3 protein-coding genes are annotated in these 1,955 nt (G+C 73.8%); 1 reads left to right on the top strand and 2 read right to left on the bottom strand.

Features of this window, described 5'->3' with window-relative positions; all coding sequences use genetic code 11:
• Nucleotides 1–787: iron chelate uptake ABC transporter family permease subunit (locus AB0J68_RS31670; protein WP_363942500.1), on the bottom strand; the 787-nt coding region annotated here is incomplete at its 3' end.
• 147 nt (nucleotides 788–934) lie between these two features.
• On the opposite strand from AB0J68_RS31670, the gene AB0J68_RS31665 reads away from it, so the two are divergent.
• Nucleotides 935–1,294: a YciI family protein gene (locus AB0J68_RS31665; RefSeq protein WP_354858338.1), complete on the top strand. Its 360-nt coding sequence runs from the start codon at nucleotides 935–937 to the stop codon at nucleotides 1,292–1,294.
• 15 nt (nucleotides 1,295–1,309) lie between these two features.
• Here AB0J68_RS31665 and AB0J68_RS31660 read toward each other — a convergent pair whose 3' ends face one another.
• Nucleotides 1,310–1,678, bottom strand: coding sequence for a cytidine deaminase (locus tag AB0J68_RS31660; protein WP_363942496.1), 369 nt, complete (start codon nucleotides 1,676–1,678; stop codon nucleotides 1,310–1,312).
• Nucleotides 1,679–1,955: the final 277 nt, after the last annotated feature.

Here is a 1,955-nt window from a genome sequence, read left to right as displayed (position 1 = left end):
CGCCACCGACCAGCGACGGCAGCGCGTCGATGACGTCCGCGCCGGGGCGGGTCAGCGCGGCGGCCACACCGACGACGCCGAACGCCGCGATGCCGTCCAGGCCCCGGGCCACCAGCGCCGCCAGCAGCAGCCCGACGAGGACGAACGGCAACACCTGGGCGGTGACGCCGAGGTCCCGGCCGGCCAACCCGCCGACGACCCAGAACCGGTACTCCTCGAAGGTGCGGGCGTCGATACTGAGCAGCGCGTACACCCCGGAGGCGAGACTGGCGTCGAGCGCCGCGCCGACCAGCGCGAGGGTGACCGGGCTCGCGCCCTCGCGGGCCCGGCTGGCGATGGCGAAGACCAGCAGCCCGGCGACCAGTGCCCCGGCGATGCCGAACCAGACGTAGCCGGCGAGTGTGCCGACGCCGAAGACGGAGATGGCGAGCACCACGCCGAACGACGCGCCGGCGCTGATGCCGAGGATGCGGGGCTCGGCGAGGGGGTTGCGGGTGAGCGCCTGGAACAGCACCCCGGCCACGGCGAGCGCGAGCCCGACAGCGAGGCCCAGGGCGGTACGCGGCATGCGCAGTTCCCGGACGATCGTGCTCGCGTCGCTGCCGTCCGGCGCGACGAGGGCGTGCCAGACCGCATCCACACCGAGTGGCCGGCTGCCCAGCGCGAAGCTCGCCAGCACGGCGAGCAGCAGCACCAGTGCCGCCCCGACGGTGACGGCCACCCGTCGGCCGGTACGGGCACCGGACCGGTTGCGGCCCGGCGTCGGCCGGTCGACGAGGGTGGTCACGAGCCTCCTGCACGTTCGAGCTTAGGTTCGCCTAACCTTAGCCGACCTGCAGAAAGTGACCTAACCGGCGTCGGTCGATACCGAAGCGGACGCCTCCGGTTCGCGCCGTCCCCGGCCGCCGCGCCCATCGCGCCATAGGGTGTGACCATGCGATTCGACCAGCACACGGTCGTCCTCCTGGTCCGGCCGTCGGATCCGCCGGACCTGCCACCGGAGGCGATCGACCGGGTGCAGAGCGCCCACCTGGCCCACCAGGCGGGGTTCGTGGAGCAGGGGCTGGTGCTGGCGGCCGGGCCGTTCCTGGACGCCGACGACGGCCAGCTACGGGGCTTCGTCGTGTTCTCGATCTCCCCGGACGAGGTGCGCGCGCTCTACGCCGACGATCCGGCCGTCCGCGCCGGCCTGCTCGTCGCACGGGTGACGAGTTGGATGGTGCCGGAGGGCAACGTGCGGTTCGAGAGCGTGCCGATGCCCCGGTCGATGCTGGAGGCGGCCTCCGGCGACTGAGGCCAGCCGAGCTCGTCAGCCGAGCAGGCCCTCGATCGGGACCACCCGCAGGTCGTCCCCCTCGCCGGCGATCACCCGCAGCGACGGAAAGTAGGCGGCGAGCACCTGCCCGCACCGGTCGCACGGCTCGACGACCTCGCGTCCCCGGTCGGTGACCGTGACGATCGTCTCCAACTCGGTCACGCCCTGCGTGGCGGCGGTGCCGATCACGACCAGTTCCGCGCAGATGTCCCCTTTGTCGTGCTGGACGTTCACGCCGGAGAACACCCGCCCGTCGGCGGTCCGGGCGGCCGACGCGCCGGTATGGCGCTGGCTGCGGCACCGCAGTTTGGCGACCGCCGTGGCGGCCTGCACCAACGCCCGGTCGGTGTCCCGCAGCTCCATCCCGGCCCCCCAGCGCTCGACGTCGGCCGCAACTCTAGACGGCCGTCCCCGCGCTGCCGCACCCCTCGCGCGGTAACCCAGGGGCGATCCGCCGCCGCGCTGCCTATCCTTGGGCACGACATGCAGAATCCAGCCGCCTCCGCCGCGACCGATCCCGTCCGCGAGCTGCACCGCCGCCTCACTCCCCTGATGTTCCGCGACCAGCGCCGGCTCCAGCGGCGCCTCGACGGTGCCCGCAAGCTGCGCGACCCGCAGCGCCGGGAGGCGGCGCTGACCG

This window comes from Micromonospora sp. NPDC049580 (genome assembly GCF_040675595.1).
GTDB lineage: Bacteria > Actinomycetota > Actinomycetes > Mycobacteriales > Micromonosporaceae > Micromonospora.
Note: the sequence above shows the minus strand (reverse complement) of the source record. Positions and strands in the feature narration are given on the sequence as shown.

Coding starts and splice junctions, on each gene's coding strand:
- AB0J68_RS31665 (WP_354858338.1), top strand. CDS start 935: ATGCGATTCGACCAGCACACGGTCGTCCTCCTGGTCCGGCCGTCGGAT.
- AB0J68_RS31660 (WP_363942496.1), bottom strand. CDS start 1,678: ATGGAGCTGCGGGACACCGACCGGGCGTTGGTGCAGGCCGCCACGGCG.